At 69.1% G+C, this 16,321-nt stretch carries 19 protein-coding genes; 6 read left to right on the forward strand and 13 right to left on the reverse strand.

The window, feature by feature from the left end:
- Position 1: 1 nt before the first annotated feature.
- The 11 genes from BRESU_RS15585 to BRESU_RS15635 all read right to left on the reverse strand — a co-directional run bounded on the left by BRESU_RS15585 (position 2) and on the right by BRESU_RS15635 (position 8,850).
- Entirely contained in the window at positions 2-382 is a 381-nt protein-coding gene (locus BRESU_RS15585) for a hypothetical protein (RefSeq protein WP_013270526.1), read from the reverse strand.
- Between the two features lie 86 nt (positions 383-468).
- The gene (locus BRESU_RS15590; protein ID WP_013270527.1) at positions 469-1,551 is read right to left on the reverse strand and encodes a WD40/YVTN/BNR-like repeat-containing protein; all 1,083 of its coding nucleotides are present in this window, start codon (positions 1,549-1,551) and stop codon (positions 469-471) included.
- A 143-nt stretch (positions 1,552-1,694) separates the two neighbouring features.
- The gene (gene rpsD, locus BRESU_RS15595) at positions 1,695-2,312 is read right to left on the reverse strand and encodes a 30S ribosomal protein S4 (protein WP_013270528.1); all 618 of its coding nucleotides are present in this window, start codon (positions 2,310-2,312) and stop codon (positions 1,695-1,697) included.
- Positions 2,313-2,478: 166 nt separating this feature from the next.
- Entirely contained in the window at positions 2,479-3,426 is a 948-nt protein-coding gene (locus tag BRESU_RS15600; RefSeq protein WP_013270529.1) for an MBL fold metallo-hydrolase, read from the reverse strand.
- A gap of 110 nt (positions 3,427-3,536) precedes the next feature.
- A complete protein-coding gene (locus tag BRESU_RS15605) occupies positions 3,537-4,151 on the reverse strand; it encodes a superoxide dismutase (protein WP_013270530.1) in 615 nt (204 codons plus the stop codon).
- Positions 4,152-4,237: 86 nt separating this feature from the next.
- Positions 4,238-4,480 (reverse strand): hypothetical protein, encoded by a 243-nt coding sequence (locus BRESU_RS15610; protein WP_013270531.1) that lies wholly within the window; start codon positions 4,478-4,480, stop codon positions 4,238-4,240.
- Positions 4,481-4,483: 3 nt separating this feature from the next.
- Positions 4,484-5,317, reverse strand: a complete 834-nt coding sequence (gene fghA, locus BRESU_RS15615) for an S-formylglutathione hydrolase (protein ID WP_013270532.1) — start codon at positions 5,315-5,317, stop codon at positions 4,484-4,486.
- Entirely contained in the window at positions 5,317-5,700 is a 384-nt protein-coding gene (locus BRESU_RS15620; protein WP_013270533.1) for a VOC family protein, read from the reverse strand. Before BRESU_RS15620 ends, fghA begins: the two co-directional genes overlap by 1 nt.
- Before the next feature lie 59 nt (positions 5,701-5,759).
- Positions 5,760-6,866, reverse strand: coding sequence for an S-(hydroxymethyl)glutathione dehydrogenase/class III alcohol dehydrogenase (locus BRESU_RS15625; protein ID WP_013270534.1), 1,107 nt, complete (start codon positions 6,864-6,866; stop codon positions 5,760-5,762).
- A 126-nt stretch (positions 6,867-6,992) separates the two neighbouring features.
- Positions 6,993-7,796, reverse strand: coding sequence for an RNA methyltransferase (locus BRESU_RS15630; protein WP_013270535.1), 804 nt, complete (start codon positions 7,794-7,796; stop codon positions 6,993-6,995).
- Between the two features lie 7 nt (positions 7,797-7,803).
- Entirely contained in the window at positions 7,804-8,850 is a 1,047-nt protein-coding gene (locus tag BRESU_RS15635; protein WP_013270536.1) for a zinc dependent phospholipase C family protein, read from the reverse strand.
- 135 nt (positions 8,851-8,985) lie between these two features.
- On the opposite strand from BRESU_RS15635, the gene BRESU_RS15640 reads away from it, so the two are divergent.
- Positions 8,986-10,344 (forward strand): M28 family metallopeptidase, encoded by a 1,359-nt coding sequence (locus tag BRESU_RS15640; RefSeq protein ID WP_013270537.1) that lies wholly within the window; start codon positions 8,986-8,988, stop codon positions 10,342-10,344.
- A 35-nt stretch (positions 10,345-10,379) separates the two neighbouring features.
- Here BRESU_RS15640 and BRESU_RS15645 read toward each other — a convergent pair whose 3' ends face one another.
- Complete coding sequence (locus BRESU_RS15645) at positions 10,380-10,928, reverse strand: glutathione S-transferase family protein (RefSeq protein WP_245528574.1); 549 nt, start codon at positions 10,926-10,928, stop codon at positions 10,380-10,382.
- A 261-nt stretch (positions 10,929-11,189) separates the two neighbouring features.
- Between BRESU_RS15645 and BRESU_RS15650 the strand changes: the two genes are divergently transcribed.
- The 5 genes from BRESU_RS15650 (at position 11,190) to BRESU_RS15670 (ending at position 15,778) form a co-directional block, all read left to right on the forward strand.
- Positions 11,190-11,756, forward strand: a complete 567-nt coding sequence (locus BRESU_RS15650; protein WP_013270539.1) for a 3D domain-containing protein — start codon at positions 11,190-11,192, stop codon at positions 11,754-11,756.
- 61 nt (positions 11,757-11,817) lie between these two features.
- The gene (locus BRESU_RS15655; RefSeq protein ID WP_013270540.1) at positions 11,818-12,516 is read left to right on the forward strand and encodes a hypothetical protein; all 699 of its coding nucleotides are present in this window, start codon (positions 11,818-11,820) and stop codon (positions 12,514-12,516) included.
- 13 nt (positions 12,517-12,529) lie between these two features.
- Positions 12,530-13,693, forward strand: coding sequence for an AraC family transcriptional regulator (locus BRESU_RS15660; protein ID WP_013270541.1), 1,164 nt, complete (start codon positions 12,530-12,532; stop codon positions 13,691-13,693).
- Positions 13,694-13,733: 40 nt separating this feature from the next.
- On the forward strand, positions 13,734-15,203 hold the full coding sequence (locus BRESU_RS15665; RefSeq protein WP_013270542.1) for a S41 family peptidase: 1,470 nt from the start codon (positions 13,734-13,736) through the stop codon (positions 15,201-15,203).
- Between the two features lie 14 nt (positions 15,204-15,217).
- Complete coding sequence (locus tag BRESU_RS15670; RefSeq protein ID WP_013270543.1) at positions 15,218-15,778, forward strand: hypothetical protein; 561 nt, start codon at positions 15,218-15,220, stop codon at positions 15,776-15,778.
- On the opposite strand, the gene BRESU_RS15675 is transcribed toward BRESU_RS15670, so the two are convergent.
- Positions 15,775-16,299 carry a hypothetical protein gene (locus tag BRESU_RS15675; RefSeq protein ID WP_013270544.1) on the reverse strand — a complete coding sequence of 175 codons (525 nt, stop codon included), beginning with the start codon at positions 16,297-16,299 and terminating at the stop codon, positions 15,775-15,777. The genes BRESU_RS15670 and BRESU_RS15675 overlap by 4 nt on opposite strands.
- Positions 16,300-16,321 lie beyond the last annotated feature (22 nt).

Genomic DNA, 16,321 nt, shown 5'->3' on the forward strand with positions numbered 1-16,321 from the left:
GTCAGGTCGTGGGCGGCAACTGGTACGGATTGTTGATCGACACCCGCGTGCCGGGGGTCAGGCCAAGCTCCTCGAACGACCACTGCAGCTCGACGCCGTCGGCCAGCGGGTGATCGCAATGGTCCTCGGCGATGCGGCGAAGGGTGATGGTCGAGCCATCGCGCATCCGGTCCACGACCGGCGTCAGGTCGTCCTTGTCCGTGCAGCCGTTCGAGCTGACCCAGAAGACCGCGAGATTGTTGGTGATCGCCGCTGCATGGATCGGCTCCAGCTGACCCGGCATCGCGGCCGTCTGAACCGGCGCCTCCTGCCGGAATACGGCGCAGCCCGAAGTGGCCAGCACGAGCAGGGCGGCAGTCGCGATGGAGCGGAAGGGAGCCATGTCCCGGATCCTGTTCAGCCAGTACGGCCCATAATCGCCCAATTCGGCCGTCTTCGCACCTGATTTTCTCCGGCCGCGCGAGCGCCTCAGCCCGGCAGGTCCAGGCGGTGCAGTTCGACGCCGATGGCGAAGACGGCCACGCCTCCTCCGTTGGGCACGATCCGCACCTTGTTCACCGCATTGCCCATCTGGACCGGCGTCCAGGTCGCGCCGCCGTCGCGGGTCTCGAACCCGTTCGGGACCGCGCCGATCCAGCCGTGTCGCTCATCGACGAAGCCCACGCCGAACGCGCGCACGGCTGCATTTTCCACCAGCGGCATCTCCGACCAGGTCAAGCCGCCATCGACGGTTTTGGCGAAGACCCGCTGCGTGACCGCCGGGTCGGGATTGTAGCTCTGGACGGTGACATAGCCGGTGGTCTCGGTGGGGAAGCTCATCTTCCAGGTCAGCTCGAACGGCCGTGCGCCCTCATAGACCCGCGACCAGCTGTGCCCGCCGTCACCGGTCCGCAGGATCACGGCGCGGGACTGCTCGACATTCGTGTCGGACGCTCCGCAGATGAAGCCGATCCGCTCGTCGACGAAATGCACATCCAGGATCATGGCCGTCAGCGCCGACAGGTCCTCCGACGACCAGGTCTCGCCCCCGTCCCGGGAGGTCGCCAGTAGCGCCGGCCCACCGACCCGTCCACCGGCCCGGATCGTCACCCGGTAATCCAGCACGCCCGCGTTGATGAAGGCGGCCTTGTGAACGTCGATGGCGCAGATGCCCGTCACCACCGGCCCCGCGATCGTCACCGCCTCCCAGGAGAGGCCGCCATCGCGGGTGCGATACAGCGGGGTCGCGTCGGTCACGCCGGGGAAATAGTCGGGGCCGATATTGCCCAGGAACCCCAGGCTTGCGTCCACGAAGCCCAGCGCCCGGACGAAGGTGCCCGGCCGGTCTAGGATCTGCGTCCAGCTCTGGCCACCGTCGATCGTCCTGAACAGCTTGCCCGCCCCGTTGCCGTACCAGCCGGTCAGGGCGTCGACGAAGACCACGTCGTCCTGCTTGCCCCGATAGGGCTCGGTGGGCTGCCTTACCCAGACGGGGTCCGCCTCTTGCGCCCAGCTCAAGCCCGGCAATGTCCCCATGGCCACGCCAGCGGCCAGCACCTGTCTGCGATCCATGACACCCTCCCTGTCAGATCGACATGGAAAGCTTGCTTTACGTATCAGGGCAAATGAACAGTCTGTAATGCGCAAACGAAAAGGCCCCGGATTGCTCCGGGGCCTTCGATCTCATGGACGCGCAAACAGCGCGGTAAGAGCCGTTACGAGCTGTAGTATTCCACGACCAGGTTCGGCTCCATCTTCACCGCGAACGGCACGTCGGCCAGTTCGGGGAAGCGGACGAAGCGGACCGAGAAGCCGCGGTCACCCAGTTCGAGGTAGTCGGGGATATCGCGCTCGCCGGACTGCTGGGCTTCGAGCACCAGCGCCATGTTGCGGGACTTTTCCTTGACCTCGACGACGTCGCCCGGCTTCAGCGTGTAGGAGGCGATGTTCACCTTCTTGCCGTTGACGGTCACGTGGCCGTGGTTGACGAACTGGCGCGCGGCCCAGGGGGTCGGCACGAACTTGGCGCGGTAGACGGTGGCGTCCAGACGGGCTTCCAGCAGACCGATCAGGGTCTCGGAGGTGTTACCCTTCCGGCGGGCGGCCTCGTCATAGGTCTTGCGGAACTGCTTTTCCGTCAGGTTCGCGTAGTAGCCCTTGAGCTTCTGCTTGGCCTTCAGCTGCAGGCCGAAGTCGGAAACCTTGGACTTGCGGCGCTGGCCGTGCTGGCCGGGGCCGTAGGACCGCTTGTTGACCGGGCTCTTGGCGCGGCCCCACAGGTTTTCACCCATGGCGCGGTCGATCTTGTATTTGGCGCTGTGGCGCTTGGACATTCTGGTCTCTTCAAAATGATGCGGCCCGGCCCCTCCCCGAATGGAAGGGCGATCTCAACGGCGGTCCACGCATCGTCCGTAGTGCATTTCACGCAGCCGACCGGGGCCGGGCGCGGGAAAGCGGGCCTTATGACGGCCCGCCCCCCTCAGGTCAAGGCCGGCGGCCTCAGTTGGCCGGCGCGGCTTCGGGCACCCAGCGATAGGTGTCGCCGGTCTTCTCGATGCGACCCACGCCCGGATAGGGGAAGTGATAGCCGTAGAGACGCAGGTTGTTGGCGGCGGCGCGCTCGTCCAGCGCGATGCGACTGGCGGTGGCAACCGGCGCGTCATTGTCGAACTGGATCTGCCAGTCGGGCTTCTGCACCGAGATGATCGAGGAGTGCATGGCGTCGCCGATGTAGAGGAGCTTTTCGCCCCCCGAGACGATCTCGAAGCCCGAGTGGCCCGGCGTGTGCCCGGCGATCTCGACCGCCGTGATGCCCGGCGCGACCTCGGAGCCGTAACGGAAGACCTGCACCTTGGGCAGGATCGCGTCCGACACGGCCTTCAGCTCGGGGTTGGCCCGCATGAAGTCCCACTCGTTGGCCTCGATCCGGATCACGGCATTGGGGAACAGCAGCGCGCCGTCCGCCCCGACCAGCCCGCCGACGTGATCGCCGTGGCTGTGCGAGATCAGGATTTCGGTGATGTCGGCCGGATCGACCCCGGCAGCCGTCAGGCTGGCCTGCAGCTTGCCGCCCGCCCCGCCCATGCCCGCGCCGACGCCCGTGTCGATCAGGACCAGACGTTCGCCGGTGCGGACCAGCAGCGGCTGGATTGAAAGGCTGATGGTATCGCCCGGTGCGCCGGCTCCGGTCAGGACGGCGGCGACTTCTTCAGGCGTACGCCCGATGCCGAGGACCTTGTTGTCGTTCGGAACGGTCAGGCCGCCGTCACGCAGCGAGATGGCTTCCAGCGACCCGATCTTGAAGCGGGCGACATCGCCGTTGACGGCCGGCGCGGCGGCCGCGGGCGCGGCGGGGGTCTTGGCTTCTTCGGACTTCGAACAGGCGCCGGCGGCCAGGACGGCGGACAGGACCAGGCCGGCGGCGGCGATCTTGAAATGGGGGATCATGGAAAACCTCAGCGCGTGAGAATGAACAGCGACGCTGAGATAATACGCAACAGACGATGCGCCAGATGGGCGGACTGTGAAGTTTCCCCGACAGTCCGCCCTTTGGTCCGTCAGGCCGTGGCGGCGGCGTACAGTTCGTTCGCCTTGTTCCAGTTCACGACCGTCCAGAAGGCCTTCAGATAGTCGGGCCGGCGGTTCTGGTATTTCAGGTAGTAGGCGTGTTCCCAGACGTCCGCGCCCAGCACGACAGCGCCCTTTTCATCGGCGACGTCCATCAGGGGATTGTCCTGGTTCGGCGTCGAGGTGATCTTCAGCTTGCCGTCCTGCACGATCAGCCAGGCCCAGCCCGAGCCGAATTGGCCGGCACCCGCCGCGTTGAAGTCGGTCTTGAACTTTTCGAGGCCGCCCAGGTCGCGGTCGATCGCGGCGGCCAGCTCGGCCGAGGGTTCGCCACCCTGGCCGACGGGGGCCAGCAGTTCCCAGAACAGGCTGTGGTTCCAGTGTCCGCCGCCGTTGTTGCGCACGGCCTTGGGCAGCTTCGACACGCCCTTCAGCAGGTCCTCGATCGAATGGTCGGCCAGCGACGCGTCGGCGGCGACCGCCTCGTTCAGCTTGTCGACATAGGCCTGGTGGTGCTTGTCGTGGTGGAAGGTCATCGTCTCGGAATCGATGGCGGGCTCCAGCGCGTCATAGGCATAGGGCAGGGGCGGCAGGGTGAAGGCCATGGGGAGGCTCCTTGGCAGGGGGGTTGAAGCTGGACGTGATGTAGGCCGTCAGGCTCAGGACCCAAGCGGTTCGCGGCCGATTTCGTTCATGCCGCAGGCACATGGGCCTTCAGGCAGTCGCGCACATCGCGTTTCAGGCTGCCCGGTGCGTTGAGGAAATCGATGCCCTCCGCGGCGAAGACGGCCTTGACCGCCGCGTCCAGCCCGGACGGCAGGGCGGCCACCACCTTCGCCTGGCCCTTGGCATGCAGGCAGATGCCCAGTTCGGTGCACAGGGCCCCGAACATCGGCTCGTGGTCGGGGGCGGGGGTTTCGGTCAGATCGGTCATGGCTCAGGCCTTAAGCCGTTCGGCGTGGAAGGCCACATGGTCGGCGATGAAACTGGCCATGAAGAAGTAGGAATGGTCGTAGCCCGGCTGCATCCGGATCGTCACCGTCTGGCCCGCCGCATCGGCCGCCGCCTGCAGCAGTTCGGGCTTCAGCTGCTCGAGCAGGAAGCTGTCGGCATCGCCCTGGTCGATCAGGACGTCGTCGAAACGGCCCCTGGCGGCCCCCCCCTCGATCAGGCGCGCGGCGTCGTGGGCGTCCCATGTCGCCCGGTCGTCACCCAGATAGGCCGTGAAGGCCTTCTCGCCCCAGGCGCATCGCGTCGGCGAGCAGATGGGCGCGAAGGCCGAGACCGAGGCGAACAGGTCCGGATGGCGCAGCGCCAGGGTCAGCGCCCCGTGGCCGCCCATGGAGTGCCCGCTGATGCCCCGCCGGCCGGTCGTCGGGAATTCCGCGTCGACGAGGGCGATCAGGTCCTCAGCGACATAGGTCTCCATGCGGAAATGCGGGGCCCAGGGGACCTCCGTCGCATCGATATAGAAGCCCGCGCCCTGGCCCAGATCATAGGCCGGGTCGTCGGCCACGCCCTCGCCGCGCGGCGAGGTGTCGGGGGCGACGATGATCACGCCATGCTCGGCGGCGGCCCGGTAGGCCCCCGCCTTGGTGGTGAAATTGTCCTCGGTGCAGGTCAGGCCCGACAGCCAGATCAGCACCGGGAAAGGCCCCTCCCCCGCCGGCACGAAGACCGAAAGGGTCATGGGCGTGCCGGTGGCGGCGCTGTCGTGCTTCAGATAGCGCAGCGTGCCGCCGTGGACGGCGTGGGTCTTCAGGACCTCCATCACCCCACCCGGTGCAGCGCGCAGACCTTGTTGCCCGACGGATCACGCAGATAGGCCAGGTTCAGGGTGCCGAACGGCCCCTCGCGCGGTCCGGGCGGATCCTCGATGGCCGTGCCGCCGGCCGCGACGCCCGCGTCGTGGAAGGCCTTGACCGCGTCGGCGTCCTTCGCGGCGAAGCCGATCGTTCCGCCGTTCGCGTGGCAGGCGGGCTCACCGTCGATCGGCGCGCCGATGGCGAAGGCCCCCATGCGCGTGCGCCACCAGTAGCGGCCCTTGGCGTCGGGGCCGGCGCCGGCGTCGATCCCGAGCGCCCCCAGGGCGGCGTCGTAGAATTTCCGCGAAGCCTCGATGTCGTTGGCTCCGACGGTCACGTGGGTGAACATGGCGGTCTCCTCCTCTGGTCTGGCGACGCTAGCCAGGTCCGTTTCTTATTGCAACGCTTCTAGAAGACGACGACCGAGCGGATGCTCTCGCCCGCATGCATCAGGTCGAAGGCCTCGTTGATGCGCTCCAGCGGCAGGGTGTGGGTGATCATGGGGTCGATCTCGATCTTGCCGTCCATGTACCAGTCGACGATGCGCGGGGTGTCGGTCCGGCCGCGCGCGCCGCCGAAGGCCGAGCCCTTCCAGACCCGGCCGGTGACCAACTGAAACGGGCGGGTCGAGATCTCCTTGCCGGCCTCGGCCACGCCGATGACGATGCTCTCGCCCCAGCCGCGGTGGCAGGCCTCGAGCGCCTGGCGCATGACGGTGGTGTTGCCGGTGCAGTCGAAGGTGTAGTCGGCCCCGCCGCCGGTCAGCTCGACCAGATGGGCGACGACGTCGGAGACGTCCTTGGGATTGACGAAATGGGTCATGCCGAAGCGGCGGCCCCATTCCTCTTTCGCCGGGTTCAGGTCGACGCCGACGATCATGTCGGCCCCGACCATTTTCAGCCCCTGGATGACGTTCAGCCCGATGCCGCCCAGGCCGAAGACCACGGCATTGGCCCCCGGCTCGACTTTCGCCGTGTTCACCACCGCGCCGACGCCGGTGGTGACGCCGCAGCCGACGTAGCAGGCGCTCTCGAACGGCGCGTCCTTGCGGATCTTGGCCAGGGCGATCTCGGGCAGGACCGTGTAGTTCGAGAAGGTCGAGCAGCCCATGTAGTGGGCGATCGCCTGGCCCTTGTAGCTGAAGCGGCTGGTGCCGTCGGGCATCATCCCCTTGCCCTGGGTGGCGCGGATGGCGGTGCACAGGTTGGTCTTGCGGCTGAGGCAGGACTTACACTGGCGGCATTCCGGCGTGTACAGCGGGATGACGTGATCGCCGACCGCGACGCTGGTCACGCCTGCCCCGATCTCGACCACCACGCCCGCGCCTTCGTGGCCCAGGATGCTGGGGAAGATGCCCTCGGAGTCCAGCCCGTCCAGCGTATAGGCGTCGGTGTGGCAGATGCCGGTGGCCTTGATCTCGACCAGGACCTCGCCGGCGCGCGGGCCCTCCAGATCGACCTCGACGATCTCGAGAGGGCGTTTGGCCTCGAAGGCGACGGCGGCGCGGGTTTTCATGGTCGTTCCTCAAAATCTGGCCGGTGGCCCGGCGATATCACAAAGCGGTCTGCAAAAAACACCGTCCGACCCGTCCGACCCGTCCGACCTGTTCGCCTCAACGACAGTGCAGACGCTTGTCCCTCTTTAACCCGCATCCACGTCAGAATCGGTCGTGGCAGACGGCGGTGCGCGTTCTTTCGCCAGCCGCTCCAGCACCCGTCCCCTACCCTTCGACAGCGCGTGAATCACCCCGCGAAAGGTCGCGACCTCCTGCTCGGTGAAAGCGGCGCGGCCCAGCATGACGCGCAGGTTCTGGCTCATGGAGCGGAACTTCTCGGGCGGATGGAAGAAGCCGGCGGCGTCCAGCTCGCGCTCCAGATGTTCGTACATGCCGACGGCGAGCGCGCCCGATGCCGGCGGCTCGCCCTCGCGGAAGTTGGGCGGCGGGGCGTCCAGCACCAGGGTCCGCCATTCGTAGGCGTTGATGGCCACGGCCTGGGCCAGGTTCAGGCTCTGGTGGCGGGGGTCGATGGGGATGGTGACGATGCCCTGGCACAGGGCGATGTCCGACGTTTCCAGCCCGGCCCTTTCGCTGCCGAACAGAAGGCCGACGCCCAGACCGGAGGCGGCGTCGTCATAGAGGACGCGCGAGGCGTCGCGCGGGGTGCGGACGGGCTGGCGGGTCTCGCGTGGGCGGGCGGTGGTGGCGAAGACCGTGGTCAGGTCGGCGGTGGCGGCGGCGACGCTGTCGAACACCTGGACCCCGTCCAGCACCCAGTCGGCGCCCGAGGCCAAGGGCCAGGCCCGGTCCTGGGGCCAGCCGTCGCGCGGGCTGACCAGCCGCAGCCGGTCGAGGCCGAAGTTCGCCATCACCCGCGCCACCGCGCCGATGTTCTCGGCCATCTGCGACCGGTCGAGGATGACGACGGGGGGCGTCAGGTCGGCCAAGGCGCGCCTAGTCCTCGCCGATCATGGCCAGCCACGGGTCGGCCGTGCCCGCCTCGACGTCGGCGACCTTGACCGCGGGCCAGCCGATCGACTGGGTGCCCGCGTCGCGCCAGGCCAGGATGGTCAGGTCGCGCAGCTCGGCCGCGCCCGCGGCGATCCGGGCATCGGCGAAGGCCACGCCGGGGGCCAGCACCTCGCCCGCCGCATCCGCCGCGAAGGCCCCGGTCTTCTCCAGCCGGTAGAAGGGAATGACCTGCGACAGGGTCCCGTTCAGATAGGCCGCCACCCGCGCCCGCAGGTCGAAGCCGTCGAGGTTCGCCGCCGGCATCGCGGCCTCGACCGCATCCAGACGAAGGTTGCGACGGATGAAGGCTCCCTCGAACGCGCCGTGCGTGCTGCGCGCGTTGGTGAAGCCTTCCGGGTTCGGATAGTCGCCCCAGCCGTTGTAGTGGATCGACATGTGATGCGGCTGCGACCCGTCGCCGACGTAGTGGGACAGATAGCCCATGTCGCGCAGGATCAGGGCCTCGCGCCGCAGCCGGTCCTCTCGGTACCAGGCGCGTTTGGCCGGATCGGCCTCGCGGGCCTCGGCGGCGTTCAGCACCCGCCAGGTGGCGAAGTCGCGGGCCAGCTGCTGGAAGCCGTCCATGATCGCATAGGGCAGATAGCCCGCGTCGTTGACCGCGATGCCCGCCGCCGCCAGCTGGGCGTCATACTGGCTCTTCAGCTCGGGAAGCTGCGACAGGGTCGGGCCCGAGGCGTTCATCACATGGCCGTCGTCGTCCAGATCGACGAAGTGCGCGGTGTCGCGCTCGCGGTCATGCGGCTGGCCCGCGCCCTTGGTCCGGTCGGGTTCGCGCGACAGCTCGCCGATCTCGGCGGCCGCGCCCGGCGTGCGCAGGAAGGCGGGCAGTTCGTCGGGCAGGGCGCGGACGGCGGCGACGCCGATGGTCCGGTGGCCGGTCGAGCCCCAGGCGTCCACGGCGGTCGCGGATCCCAGGGCGGCGGCGCCGGCCAGCACCATGACCGAGGCGACGAGGGCGAGGCGTTTCATGGGGGGCTCCGGTCCGGGGGTTCGAAAGGCCGGTTAGAACCGCGCGGCGCGGGCGTCCAGACTAAACGAGGATTCATTTGACCGGGGGCGGACCCCCGCCCTACCGCTGTCGGCCTGATCCACATGGAGACCGCCATGAAGCGCCTGTCCCTCGCCGCCGTCTCGATGATCGCCCTGCTGGCGGGCCCCGTCCTGGCGCAGCAGACCACCACCATCGAGCGCAATGCGGTCGAGGCCCACATGAACTTCCTAGCCGGCGACGAGCTTCAGGGCCGCGGCAGCGCGACCCGCGACGAGGCCATCGCCGCCGCCTATGTCGCCGCCCAGTTCCGCCTTGCCGGCCTGACACCCGTGCCCGGCATGGACGGCTATCTGCAGCGCGCACCGGTCACCAAGACCACCCCGTCGGGCGCGGCGACCGTGACGGTCGGCGGCACGGTGCTGAACCAGGGCGCCGATTTCGCCATCCTGACCGGGGGCCTGACGGCCGCGTCGGGGACCATCACCGTGGCCGAGGATCCCGCCGCCCTGCCCTCGGGCGCAGAGACCCTGATGCTGGCACCGCCCGAGGGTCCCGGCGTCCGCGCCCTGTTCGGGGCCGCCATGGGCAGCGGAGCGAAGCTCATCCTGATGCGTCGCACCGAGGCTCTGGCCCAGGCGACCGCCGGGCGCGGCACCCGCGACACCTCCATCCGCCTCTCCGAGACCCCCGCCCGCGGCGGTCCGGTGGTGCTGGTCGTCGCGCCGGAGGTGTACGACCGGCTGAAGGCCGCCGGCGGGGCCGCCGCCTACGACCCCGGCGTCACGACGGTCGAGGAGGGCATCACGACCAACGCCATCGGCTGGCTGGCCGGCACCGAGCCCGACGGCCCGGTGCTGATGGTCTCGGCCCACCTGGACCACATCGGCGTGCGGTCGGACGGCGTGGTCATGCACGGGGCCAACGACGACGCGTCCGGCACGGTCGCCGTGATCGAGCTGGCGCGCGCCCTGTCGGGCACCGGGCCGCACCGGATGAACGTGATGTTCGTGGCCTATGGATCCGAGGAGGCCGGCCTGCTGGGCTCGCGCTATTTCGTGAACCACCCGCCCGTGCCGCTGGAACGCCTGAAGGCCAATCTCGAGATCGAGATGATCGCCGACCAGGATCCGCAGCTGCCGGCCGGCGTGATGATGATGACGGGCTTCGAACGCTCGAACTTCGGGCCGGAGCTGAAGGCGCGCGGGGCCCTGATCGGGCCCGATCCCTATCCGGAGCAGAACTTCTTCCAGCGCTCGGACAACTACGCCCTCGCCCAGCGCGGCATCGTCGCCCACACCATCTCGGGCTGGGCGACCATTCCGACCTACCACACGCCCGAAGACACGATCGCCAACATCAATTTCGACTTCATGACCGCCGCGATCCAGTCACTGGTCGAGCCCCTGTCGGAACTGGCCGAGGGCGATTTCACGCCGACCTGGGCCGAGGGCGGACGGCCGGAAGCGCAGTAGTCACCCTGGATCCTTCTCCCCTTGCGGGAGAAGGATCACACGATGCCGACCGCCGCTTCCGTGCGTCCGATCCAGTCGCGGACGTTCGGACAGGCGGCCAGGTCGAACCCGCCCTCGTGGGCGACGCGGGTGTAGGCGACGAGGGCGAGGTCGGCGAGGGTCGGTGCCTGCCCGCCCGCCAGCCAGGCCGAGGTCGTCAGCGCCTGCTCCATATGCCTCAGGGCGACGTAACCCCGCTCCATCAGCCGGGGCTCGACCGCGTCCGCCGCCCTGCCCGCATAGACCCGCTGGAACCGCGCCACGGCCACATAGGGCTCATGGCTGTACTGCTCCCAGAACAGCCATTCGAACATCTTTGCCCGCTCATATCCGTCGGACGGGATCCATTCTGTCCGATCCGCCAGATGCAGCAGGATGGCGTTCGACTGGGTCACGACCCGACCGTCCTCCAGCACCAGGGCCGGCACCTGACCGAACGGATTCAAAAGGAGAAATTCCGCCGTGCGGCTGCCACCCGACATGATGTCCACCTCGACCCACTGATAATCACGGCCGAGCGCGTCCAGCATCCACTTGACCTTCAAGCAGTTGCCCGAGCGAATATCTCCATGAACAGTAAGCATCGGACCCCAGCAAAGGATTTCTGATCGGCCAATACTGCTATCGCGTTTGAATGCGTTGCCCAACCCCGGTTCCGCTTATCTCAGGCAACGATTGACTGATCCATCCACAACGGTGGACAGGGGGTCGCAGCGGGGGGCGTTGCCACATTTTGGACACGGAACACGTCGACACGCCGCCCTGTCGGTACAGTCTGGGGACCGGCGTCACGACGAGTTCGATCTGTGTTCAACACCCTCGCGGCGTTCGCCATGCTCTGGGCCGCAGCCTTCCCGCCTGCCGATCCGATCACCTATGAAGCAGCCGTGGCTGCCGATCCGGTCGTGATGGAAAGCCCTGAAAACGCGAACGGTTCCGTCGAGGCAGCGACCACCGATCTGGCCGATCTGAGCGCCGAGCAGGCCGATCTGATGGCCCGGGATCCCGACTGGAACGCCCGCGCCAGCCTCTATCATGCCGGTGGGGGTGGAGCGACCGGCAACGATTCGCTGGGCTGCCGCCCGGTGCCGATGCGCACCCTGGCCACCGATCCCCGCGTGATCCCGCGCCGGACCAAGCTGTTTATCCGCGAGACCGTCGGCATGCGGCTGCCCGATGGGACGATCCACGACGGCTACTGGTATGCCTCCGACACCGGCGGCGCGATCCGCGGCCAGCGCGTCGACCTCTATACCGGCAACGGCCGCGGCTCGATGCAGCCGGTGATGCGCTTCAACCAGCAGCGCCTGACCATCACCAACGCCGGCCGTTTCGACGGTTGCCCGCCCGCCTGGAACACCGCCTCCAACTGATCCGGCTTCAAGCGGACGCCCGAATGGTCTAGCTTGATCGCCTGACCGTCCGGAGGCTCCCATGTCGCCTGCCCTCTCTCGCGGAATCGCGGCCTGCGCGATCGTCTTCAGCCTGGTCCAGCCGCTCGCCGCAGCGGCCCAGGACGCCGCCGTCCCCTTCCGCGACCGCACCGAGCGCATCGGTCTGTCCGGACGGCGCGGCCCCAGCCTCTTCCGGCCCGGCTTCGCCATCGGCGAATACACCGGGTGGGCCAGCCTGAGGGATTCCGCGGTCAGCCTGCCCTGGCAATCGCGCGACTTCGCCTCGGCGGACCTGTCGATCGTCACCCCGGCGGGCGAGGTCACCGGCAACTGCGGCGGCGGCCAGGGTCACCGCAACATCCTGGGCATCACCTTCGACCGCGAAGCCCTGAGCTACGACTGCGAATACGGCGGCGTGGCGCCGGCCGACGCCGGCATGGGCCTGGCCTTGGCCCGGGGCTCGATCATGGCCCGCCTGCAGCAACCGCAGCGGGCCGGCAGCCTGACCTGGCAGGGCGTCGAATACCGCACCGAGACCCGCCGCATCGGCGGCCTGCCGTTCGGCGGCGGACGGGTCATGGGCTACGTCATCTCGCGCGACGGGGTCGAGGTAGGCGGCGTGGACCTGAACGGCATGCGACCGACCTTCTACCTGCCACCGGCCGGGTCGCCCGATCGCGACGCCGTCGCCGTCTTCGCCATCAGCCTGTGGGCCTTCCGCGATCCCGCCAATCGATGACGGCTTCGCCTGAATGAGCGAGCCCGCGCTCTACCTCGGTTGGCGGGTCGCGATCCTGGGATCCACGAGCCTGCAGCTTCTCCTGCTCGCGGCGGCCATCGCGACCCAGTCCCCCAATGCCCGCGCCAATCGGCTGCTGACGGCCTTTCTGATCGTGCTGGTCGGGGTCGTGGCCCCCTATACCCTCGGCTACGCGGGCGCCTATGACGCCTGGCGCGGGCTGACCTTTGCGCCGCTCGCCATCCCCCTGGCCCTGCCGCCCCTGCTGTACGCCTATACCCACGCCCTGGTGCGCGGACGACGGCCGGACCGGTTCGGCCTGCATCTGGGGCCGCCCCTGATCCAGTTCGGCTATTTCGTCGTCTGTTTCGCCCTGCCGCCGGACGCCAAGTGGGACTGGTACACCGGCGGCCACCGGCACCTCGTCGGCCCGGCCTTCGACCTGGCCCTGCTGGTGTCGCTGGGCCTCTATGCCGCGTCATGCCTGCGCCTTCTCGCCGCCTACCGGCGCGACCTGGCCGAGGCGCGCAGCGACGACGACCGGTTCGCCACCGGATGGCTGACGCGCGTCATCGTCGCCCTCGTCGCCGTGCTGGCCGTGTATGCCGCCTTCACCCTGTGGGACTGGCTCAGCGGCGGAATCGACTTCTTCCAGGAGACCGGCCTCTACCTGGCCCTCGTCGCCATCGGCCTCTATCTGGGGATCGAGGGCTGGCGGCACGCCACCCTGCGGTTTCCCGTGCCCGAGGCGGCGCCCCCTGACCCCGTCCCCGCCGAGCCGCCCGTCGCCCCCGATTGGAGGGCCGTCGCCACCGGTTTCGACACCCGCCTGCGCGAGGCCGGCTGGGCCAGCGAGCCGGACCTCAGCCTGCCGGTCCTCGCGCGGCGGCTGGCCACCAATACCGGGCGGCTGTCGCGGGCCATCAACCTGGGCCTCGGCGTCAACTTCTCGGCCTGGATCAACGGCGTCCGGGCCGAGGCGGTCGCGTCCGCGCTGGACGGCGGTTCGACGGGGGACCTTCTGACCCTGGCCTTCGACGCCGGCTTCAGCTCCAAGGCCAGTTTCAACCGCGCCTTCCAGGCCCGCTTCGGCGTCGCCCCCTCGCGCTATCGCCGCCACGTCTCACATCATGATTTTCCCCCACCCGGGCCGGAAATGAGGCGCGCCGCCGGGTGAGCCGGGCGATGTTGTGTACGTCATCCCCGCGGAGTTCCCCATGCTGTCCCGTCGTCGCCTGCTGCAGATTTCCGGGGGCCTTGCGCTCTCGGCCGCCACCCCGGCCTACGCGCGCCAATCGGTGTCCGAGGACTGGTCCGGCGATATCGAGATCCTGCGCCAGGCCTGGCAGGCGATGCACCCGGGCCTGTATCGCTACAGCAGCCCCGACGAGATCGCCGCACGCCTCGAAGGCCTCTCCGCCGCCTGGAAGGCTCCGGGCTCCTTCCGCGACCGCTTCCTGGCCCTGACCCGCGTGACCGCCTCGGTACGGTGCGGTCATACCTATCCCAGCCCCTACAACGGCGGCGCGGCCGTGCGCGATCGCCTGTACCCCGGCCGCGAACTGCTTCCATTCCGCTATGTCTGGATCGACGGCCGGATGGTGGTGACGGTGGATCAGTCGGCGGAAGGCCTGTTTCCGCGCGGGACCGGCATCGCCGCCATCGACGGGGTGGCGACGCCCGACATCCTGTCCCGCCTGATCCCCCTGGCCCGCGCCGACGGTCACAACGACGCCAAGCGGATCAGCCTGATGGCGGTGCGCGGCGACGACGCCTACGAGACCGCCGACATCCACCTGCCGCTGGTCCTGCCGGGGCTGGTCGACCGCGCCAGCTTCACCCTGGCTGACGGCCGTACCGTCACGGCCGCCCTGCTGACCCTCGCCGAGCGTCAGGCGAAATCCCCGTCCGCCGTCCAGCCGACCGGCGACGCCAACCCCTGGACGCTGGACAAGGGCGCGGATGGCGTCGCCCGGCTGACCATGCCGGGCTGGGCGCTCTACAACTCGACCTTCGACTGGCGGACCTGGCTGGGCGGCGTGATGGACGACCTGACCGGTGACGGGGCCAGAGGGCTGATCGTCGACCTGCGCGGCAACGAGGGCGGCGAGGACTGCGGCGACGTCATCCTGACGCGGCTGGTCGATCGCGATTTCGCCCCGTCCCGCAGCCAGCGCTTCGTCCGCTATCGCCGCGCGCCGGAGGCCCTGGATCCGTACCTCAACACCTGGGACCGGTCCTTCCTCGACTGGGGCGACCAGGCCGTGGCCGACACGGAGCGCCCCGGCTTCTATCGCCTGACCCGCTATGACGACGGCGAGGCGGCGACGCTCATCCGGCCTGCGGGTCGCCGCTTCACCGGGCCGGTCGCGGTGCTGTGCGATGCCTCCAACTCCTCGGCCACCTTCAGCTTCGCCCAGTCGGTGCAGGAAAGCCGGACCGCGACCCTGATCGGCACCCCGACCGGCGGCAACCGGCGCGGCATCAACGGCGGGGCCTTCTGCTTCCTGCGGCTGCCGGCCTCCCGCATCGAGGTCGACCTGCCGCTGATCGCCAGCTTCCCTGAGGTGCCCCAGCCCGACGCCGGGATCGAGCCCGACCTGCACGTCCCGACCACCGCCGCCGACATCGCCGCCGGCGCCGATCCCCAGATGGCGGCCGCCACCGCCCGCATCCTGTCCGCCTGACCCGGAGCCCCGCCATGACCCTTCGTCTGATCGCCGCCGTCCTGACCCTGCTGATCCTGACGCCCTGCGCCGCCCTGGCCCAGAGCCAGCCGACCGCCACCCAGCTCCGCCTCGGACTCGTCGGCCAGTGGTCGGGCGCGCTCGGCTACCGCGACTACCAGAGCGACCGGATGTTCGAGATCCCGGTCACCACCACCATCACGACGCCCGGCGACGGCGCGACCCAGGTCCGCCAGTCCCTGTTCGACGACGGTCCCGACAAGCCGGTCTGGATCACCACCGTCAGCCTCGACGACCTGGCCGCCGGCACCTCGACCGCCGCCAGCTTTCGCGCCGGAAACGCGCCCGAACTGTCGACCGACACTGTCCGGGTCACGGCCTTTGCCGACGCCACTCACTGGACGCTGGTCTATGCGCGGACCGGCGAGGACGACGACCGGCCGGCCGACATCCGCGTCACCGAGACCCGCGACGGTGACAGCCTGCTCGAGATCAAGGAGGTCCGCCCCGTGGGCTCCGACGACACCGCCTGGCGCTTCCGCAACCAAACCCGCCTGACCCGCACGGGCGACTAGAGGGCCGTCGCCGGTTCGGCGCCGAAGGCGCGACGCAGCAGGGGCCAGATGTTGGACAGGGCCGAGATGAAACCCACCACGCTGGCCACGCCCTGGAACAGCGTCCACACGCTGCCGAACACGGCCCCGGACCGGACCCATTCGTCCAGCGGATACAGCAGTTCGCTGACGCCGATCTGGAAGCCGGCATAGACCTGCGAATACTCGATCGACCGATCGGCGAAGAAGGCGATGACGACCGCCGCCGCGACCGGCGCCCACATCAGCGGCAGGACCAGCACCAGGGCCAGGGCCACGATGACCAGCTTGGTGCCGACCGTCTCCGTGGAGACCAGGGTCGCGATCACGCCGACACCGAGCGCGAGCACGCTCAGGGCCAGCATCACCGGCAGCACCCGGTCGGTCGTGACGATCAGGTCGTCGAACGCCGCCCCGATCAGGATGGCCAGTCCGGCCAGAAGAAACGCGCCCACCCAGGCCGCGCCGTACTGCCCCAGCCGTCGCTTGATATGTCCGATCATCGAAGTGTTCCCGACGCCCCCG

Source organism: Brevundimonas subvibrioides ATCC 15264 (assembly GCF_000144605.1).
GTDB classification, from domain to species: domain Bacteria; phylum Pseudomonadota; class Alphaproteobacteria; order Caulobacterales; family Caulobacteraceae; genus Brevundimonas; species Brevundimonas subvibrioides.

Bases quoted from the DNA above. Each gene is read 5' to 3' on its own strand.
- BRESU_RS15585 (WP_013270526.1), bottom strand. From the start codon at position 382: ATGGCTCCCTTCCGCTCCATCGCGACTGCCGCCCTGCTCGTGCTGGCC.
- BRESU_RS15590 (WP_013270527.1), bottom strand. From the start codon at position 1,551: ATGGATCGCAGACAGGTGCTGGCCGCTGGCGTGGCCATGGGGACATTG.
- rpsD (WP_013270528.1), bottom strand. From the start codon at position 2,312: ATGTCCAAGCGCCACAGCGCCAAATACAAGATCGACCGCGCCATGGGT.
- BRESU_RS15600 (WP_013270529.1), bottom strand. From the start codon at position 3,426: ATGATCCCCCATTTCAAGATCGCCGCCGCCGGCCTGGTCCTGTCCGCC.
- BRESU_RS15605 (WP_013270530.1), bottom strand. From the start codon at position 4,151: ATGGCCTTCACCCTGCCGCCCCTGCCCTATGCCTATGACGCGCTGGAG.
- BRESU_RS15610 (WP_013270531.1), bottom strand. From the start codon at position 4,480: ATGACCGATCTGACCGAAACCCCCGCCCCCGACCACGAGCCGATGTTC.
- fghA (WP_013270532.1), bottom strand. From the start codon at position 5,317: ATGGAGGTCCTGAAGACCCACGCCGTCCACGGCGGCACGCTGCGCTAT.
- BRESU_RS15620 (WP_013270533.1), bottom strand. From the start codon at position 5,700: ATGTTCACCCACGTGACCGTCGGAGCCAACGACATCGAGGCTTCGCGG.
- BRESU_RS15625 (WP_013270534.1), bottom strand. From the start codon at position 6,866: ATGAAAACCCGCGCCGCCGTCGCCTTCGAGGCCAAACGCCCTCTCGAG.
- BRESU_RS15635 (WP_013270536.1), bottom strand. From the start codon at position 8,850: ATGAAACGCCTCGCCCTCGTCGCCTCGGTCATGGTGCTGGCCGGCGCC.
- BRESU_RS15640 (WP_013270537.1), top strand. From the start codon at position 8,986: ATGAAGCGCCTGTCCCTCGCCGCCGTCTCGATGATCGCCCTGCTGGCG.
- BRESU_RS15655 (WP_013270540.1), top strand. From the start codon at position 11,818: ATGTCGCCTGCCCTCTCTCGCGGAATCGCGGCCTGCGCGATCGTCTTC.
- BRESU_RS15660 (WP_013270541.1), top strand. From the start codon at position 12,530: ATGAGCGAGCCCGCGCTCTACCTCGGTTGGCGGGTCGCGATCCTGGGA.
- BRESU_RS15665 (WP_013270542.1), top strand. From the start codon at position 13,734: ATGCTGTCCCGTCGTCGCCTGCTGCAGATTTCCGGGGGCCTTGCGCTC.
- BRESU_RS15670 (WP_013270543.1), top strand. From the start codon at position 15,218: ATGACCCTTCGTCTGATCGCCGCCGTCCTGACCCTGCTGATCCTGACG.
- BRESU_RS15675 (WP_013270544.1), bottom strand. From the start codon at position 16,299: ATGATCGGACATATCAAGCGACGGCTGGGGCAGTACGGCGCGGCCTGG.